The sequence below is a fragment of the Nocardiopsis oceani genome (assembly GCF_054777395.1).
Genome location: NZ_BAAHAR010000098.1, coordinates 1 through 5,505, shown reverse-complemented (window position 1 = coordinate 5,505; position 5,505 = coordinate 1). Strand labels below are relative to the sequence as shown.

Below are 5,505 nucleotides of genomic sequence, written 5' to 3'. Positions count from 1 at the left end.
AAACCGCCGATTTGGCGGGGTGCGGAACACCTGATAAAGTAAAGAACACAACAAGCGGAAACGCAGACGCCTTCCACGGAAGAGCAGCCAGGGCGAGAGTCCGGGCGCTTGTACGGGAAGAGTGATTGTTTCTTGAGAACTCAACAGCGCGTGTTTGATTTTCTTTAAGCCATGTTTGTTTTGGCCCCGACGCACCGTAGGTGCGTAGGGTTCCTTTGATTAACCAACGCGAGTTGGTTGGTCAGGATTTCTTCTAGGTTTGCCCACCCCAGGCTGCACCCCTTTGCGGGTCGCCGGGATGGGTTGTTGGACCTTTATGGAGAGTTTGATCCTGGCTCAGGACGAACGCTGGCGGCGTGCTTAACACATGCAAGTCGAGCGGTAAGGCCCTTCGGGGTACACGAGCGGCGAACGGGTGAGTAACACGTGAGCAACCTGCCCCTGACTCTGGGATAAGCGGTGGAAACGCCGTCTAATACCGGATACGACGCACCGTCTCATGGCGTGTGTGTGGAAAGTTTTTTCGGTCAGGGATGGGCTCGCGGCCTATCAGCTTGTTGGTGGGGTAAAGGCCTACCAAGGCGATTACGGGTAGCCGGCCTGAGAGGGCGACCGGCCACACTGGGACTGAGACACGGCCCAGACTCCTACGGGAGGCAGCAGTGGGGAATATTGCACAATGGGCGAAAGCCTGATGCAGCGACGCCGCGTGGGGGATGACGGCCTTCGGGTTGTAAACCTCTTTTACCACCAACGCAGGCTCCGGGTTCTCTCGGGGTTGACGGTAGGTGGGGAATAAGGACCGGCTAACTACGTGCCAGCAGCCGCGGTAATACGTAGGGTCCGAGCGTTGTCCGGAATTATTGGGCGTAAAGAGCTCGTAGGCGGCGTGTCGCGTCTGCTGTGAAAGACCGGGGCTTAACTCCGGTTTGGCAGTGGATACGGGCACGCTAGAGGTAGGTAGGGGAGACTGGAATTCCTGGTGTAGCGGTGAAATGCGCAGATATCAGGAGGAACACCGGTGGCGAAGGCGGGTCTCTGGGCCTTACCTGACGCTGAGGAGCGAAAGCATGGGGAGCGAACAGGATTAGATACCCTGGTAGTCCATGCCGTAAACGTTGGGCGCTAGGTGTGGGGACTTTCCACGGTTTCCGCGCCGTAGCTAACGCATTAAGCGCCCCGCCTGGGGAGTACGGCCGCAAGGCTAAAACTCAAAGGAATTGACGGGGGCCCGCACAAGCGGCGGAGCATGTTGCTTAATTCGACGCAACGCGAAGAACCTTACCAAGGTTTGACATCACCCGTGGACCTGTAGAGATACAGGGTCATTTAGTTGGTGGGTGACAGGTGGTGCATGGCTGTCGTCAGCTCGTGTCGTGAGATGTTGGGTTAAGTCCCGCAACGAGCGCAACCCTTATTCCATGTTGCCAGCACGTAATGGTGGGGACTCATGGGAGACTGCCGGGGTCAACTCGGAGGAAGGTGGGGACGACGTCAAGTCATCATGCCCCTTATGTCTTGGGCTGCAAACATGCTACAATGGCCGGTACAATGGGCGTGCGATACCGTAAGGTGGAGCGAATCCCTTAAAGCCGGTCTCAGTTCGGATTGGGGTCTGCAACTCGACCCCATGAAGGTGGAGTCGCTAGTAATCGCGGATCAGCAACGCCGCGGTGAATACGTTCCCGGGCCTTGTACACACCGCCCGTCACGTCATGAAAGTCGGCAACACCCGAAACTTGTGGCCTAACCCCTTGTGGGAGGGAATGAGTGAAGGTGGGGCTGGCGATTGGGACGAAGTCGTAACAAGGTAGCCGTACCGGAAGGTGCGGCTGGATCACCTCCTTTCTAAGGAGTCTTTTTCAGATCAGCTTTTTCCTATGGCTGGTCGGACTCGAAAGTGGACCCGACAGTGGGAGCCCTGGTGGTTCTGCTGTTTGGGAGTGGCTGAAGAAAATTGGACTTTACCTCCGGCGGTCTAGAAGCGTCGGGGGGCGCGCTGTTGGGTATCTGAGGAAGCAATCGCGGCCTGCTCGCCTGTGGGTGGGTGGGTCGGTTTGGTTCCCGCGGACCGCCCTGGAGAACTCTCGGGTGTCGCCAAGACGAGGATCTTGGTGGTGCGAGTGGTGTTTGGGTATGCGGTTGGTGTTTTGATTTGTGAATAGTGTGCGCGAGCATCTTATTATCTGTAGTGGCCAAGTGATAGTGGCACACGGTGGATGCCTTGGCATCAGGCGCCGATGAAGGACGTGGGAGGCCACGATAGGCCGCGGGGAGCTGTCAACCGAGCTTTGATCCGCGGGTGTCCGAATGGGGAAACCTAGCCCGAGTTGTGTCGGGTTGCCGCTACCTGAATGTATAGGGTAGTTGGTGGTGACGCGGGGAAGTGAAACATCTCAGTACCCGTAGGAAGAGTAAACAACAGTGATTCTCTTAGTAGTGGTGAGCGAACGGGGATGAGGCTAAACCGTATGCGTGTGATAGACGACAGTCGTTGCGTGTGCGGGGTTGTGGGGTGCATCTTTTCGGGTCTGTCGGCCCGGAGCGCTGATGGTTCTTTTAGCTGAATCCGTTGGGAAGCGGTACCGGAGTGGGTGAGAGTCCCGTAGGTGAAGGAAGAGTCTAGGTGTTGGTGTGTTCCCGAGTAGCGCGGAGCCCGAGAAATTCCGTGTGAATCTGGCAGGACCACCTGCTAAGCCAAAATACGTCCTGATGACCGATAGTGCACTAGTACCGTGAGGGAAAGGTGAAAAGTGCCCCGGTGAGGGGTCGTGAAATAGTACCTGAAACCGTGTGCTGTCAAGCCGTCAGAGCTGAAGCTTGTCTTTGGTGATGGCGTGCCTTTTGAAGAATGAGCCTGCGAGTCATGGTGTGTGGCGAGGTTAACCCGGGTGGGGTAGCCGTAGGGAAACCGAGTCTGAATAGGGCGTTGGAGTCGCATGCTGTGGACCCGAAGCGGAGTGATCTACCCATGTCCAGGGTGAAGCGGGGGTAAGACCTCGTGGAGGCCCGAACCCACCAGAGTTGAAAATCTGGGGGATGAGGTGTGGGTAGGGGTGAAAGGCCAATCAAACTCCGTGATAGCTGGTTCTCCCCGAAATGCATTTAGGTGCAGCGTCACGTGTTTCTTGCTGGAGGTAGAGCTACTGTTTGGCTGATGGGCCCGACAAGGTTACTGACGTCAGACAAACTCCGAATGCCGGTGAAGTGAAGCGTGGCAGTGAGACTGCGGGGGATAAGCTTCGTAGTCGAGAGGGAAACAGCCCAGATCATCAGCTAAGGCCCCTAAGCGTGTGCTAAGTGGGAAAGGTTGTGGAGTTGCTCAGACAACCAGGAGGTTGGCTTAGAAGCAGCCATCCTTTAAAGAGTGCGTAATAGCTCACTGGTCAAGTGGTTCTGCGCCGATAATGTAGCGGGGCTAAAGTACACCGCCGAAGCTGTGAAGCTCCGAGTTTTCTCGGGGTTGGTAGGGGAGCGTCGTGCATCCGGTGAAGCTGCCGAGTGATCGTGTGGTGGAGGGTGTGCGAGTGAGAATGCAGGCATGAGTAGCGAGAGCAGCGTGAGAAACGTTGCCGCCGATTGACTAAGGGTTCCTGGGGCAGGTTAATCCGCCCAGGGTGAGTCTGGACCTAAGGCGAGGCCGACAGGCGTAGTCGATGGATAACGGGTTGATATTCCCGTACCCGTGCACGAGCGTCCAGTACCGAGGCCTTTGATGCTAACCACGCTGAACCTCTGTGGTCCCTTCGGGGAGCGTTGAGTGTTTGGTCTGGGATCCGATTTGGTAGTAGGTAAGTGATGGGGTGACGCAGGAGGGTAGCTCTACCCGGCGGTGGTTGTCCGGGGGTAAGCGTGTAGGCCGGTGTGTAGGCAAATCCGCACACTGTGTGGCTGAGACGTGATGCCGAGCCGTTTTTGGTGAAGTGAGTGATCCCATGCTGTCGAGAAAAGCCTCTAGCGAGTTCGTGTGTGGCCAGTACCCTAAACCGACGCAGGTGGTCAGGTAGAGAATACCGAGGCGTTCGGGTGAACCATGGTTAAGGAACTCGGCAAATTGTCCCCGTAACTTTGGGAGAAGGGGAGCCCTGTCTGGTGATGGACCTTTGCGTCTTGAGCTGGGTGGGGTCGCAGATAGCGGGGGGAAGCGACTGTTTATTAAAAACACAGGTCCGTGCGAAGTCGTAAGACGCTGTATACGGACTGACGCCTGCCCGGTGCTGGAACGTTAAGAGGACTGGTTAGTGGGTTTCGGCCCGCGAAGCTAGGAATCTAAGCGCCAGTAAACGGCGGTGGTAACTATAACCATCCTAAGGTAGCGAAATTCCTTGTCGGGTAAGTTCCGACCTGCACGAATGGCGTAACGACTTCCCCACTGTCTCAACCATGGGCCCGGTGAAATTGCACTACGAGTAAAGATGCTCGTTTCGCGCAGCAGGACGGAAAGACCCCGGGACCTTCACTATAGCTTGACATTGGTGTTTGGGATGGTTTGTGTAGGATAGGTGGGAGCCGGTGATACTGCCACGCTAGTGGTGGTGGAGGCGTTGGTGAAATACCACTCTGACTGTTTCGGGCATCTAACTTTGGACCGTGATCCGGTTCGGGGACAGTGTCTGGTGGGTAGTTTAACTGGGGCGGTTGCCTCCTAAAGAGTAACGGAGGCGCCCAAAGGTTCCCTCAGCCTGGTTGGTAATCAGGTGTTGAGTGTAAGTGCACAAGGGAGCTTGACTGTGAGACGGACGTGTCGAGCAGGAGCGAAAGCTGGGACTAGTGATCCGGCACCGGCGTGTGGAAGCGGTGTCGCTCAACGGCTAAAAGGTACCCCGGGGATAACAGGCTGATCTTCCCCAAGAGTCCATATCGACGGGATGGTTTGGCACCTCGATGTCGGCTCGTCGCATCCTGGGGCTGTAGTTGGTCCCAAGGGTTGGGCTGTTCGCCCATTAAAGCGGCACGCGAGCTGGGTTTAGAACGTCGTGAGACAGTTCGGTCCCTATCCGCTGTGCGCGTTGGAGACTTGAGAAGGGCTGTCCCTAGTACGAGAGGACCGGGACGGACGAACCTCTGGTGTGCCAGTTGTTCTGCCAAGGGCATGGCTGGTTTGCTACGTTCGGGAGAGATAACCGCTGAAAGCATCTAAGCGGGAAGCTTGCTTCGAGATGAGGTCTCCTGCCTCCTTTGAGAGGGTAAGGCCCCCTGTAGACGACGGGGTTGATAGGCCGGGTGTGGAAGCCCTGTGAGGGGTGGAGCTGACCGGTACTAATAGGCCGAGGGCTTGTCCGCTGCAGATAATTGGGTGCTCGCGCATATTTGTTCACGGATTTTCACCGTGTGGATTCCCCTGTGGGTTGGGGTTGAGTCTGCGGGGTGGTGTTGGTTTCCGTGGTGGTTTTGGCAGGAGGGTCACACTCGGTCTCATTCCGAACCCGGTCGTTAAGTCTCCTTGCGCTGATGGTACTGCCCTGTGGTGGGGTGGGAGAGTAGGTCGCTGCCACGGTTTTTCTT

The 5,505-nt window shown here is 56.7% G+C and carries 3 rRNA genes; all 3 read left to right on the top strand.

Annotation, left to right across the window (positions count from 1 at the left end):
- Window positions 1-313: 313 nt before the first annotated feature.
- The 3 genes from ACYVDG_RS32350 (at window position 314) to rrf (ending at window position 5,497) form a co-directional block, all read left to right on the top strand.
- Window positions 314-1,848, top strand: a 16S ribosomal RNA gene (locus ACYVDG_RS32350).
- 344 nt (window positions 1,849-2,192) lie between these two features.
- Window positions 2,193-5,284: ribosomal RNA gene (locus ACYVDG_RS32345) — 23S ribosomal RNA — on the top strand.
- 97 nt (window positions 5,285-5,381) lie between these two features.
- Window positions 5,382-5,497 (top strand): 5S ribosomal RNA (gene rrf / locus ACYVDG_RS32340).
- Together the 16S, 23S and 5S rRNA genes form the textbook arrangement of a ribosomal RNA operon.
- Window positions 5,498-5,505: the final 8 nt, after the last annotated feature.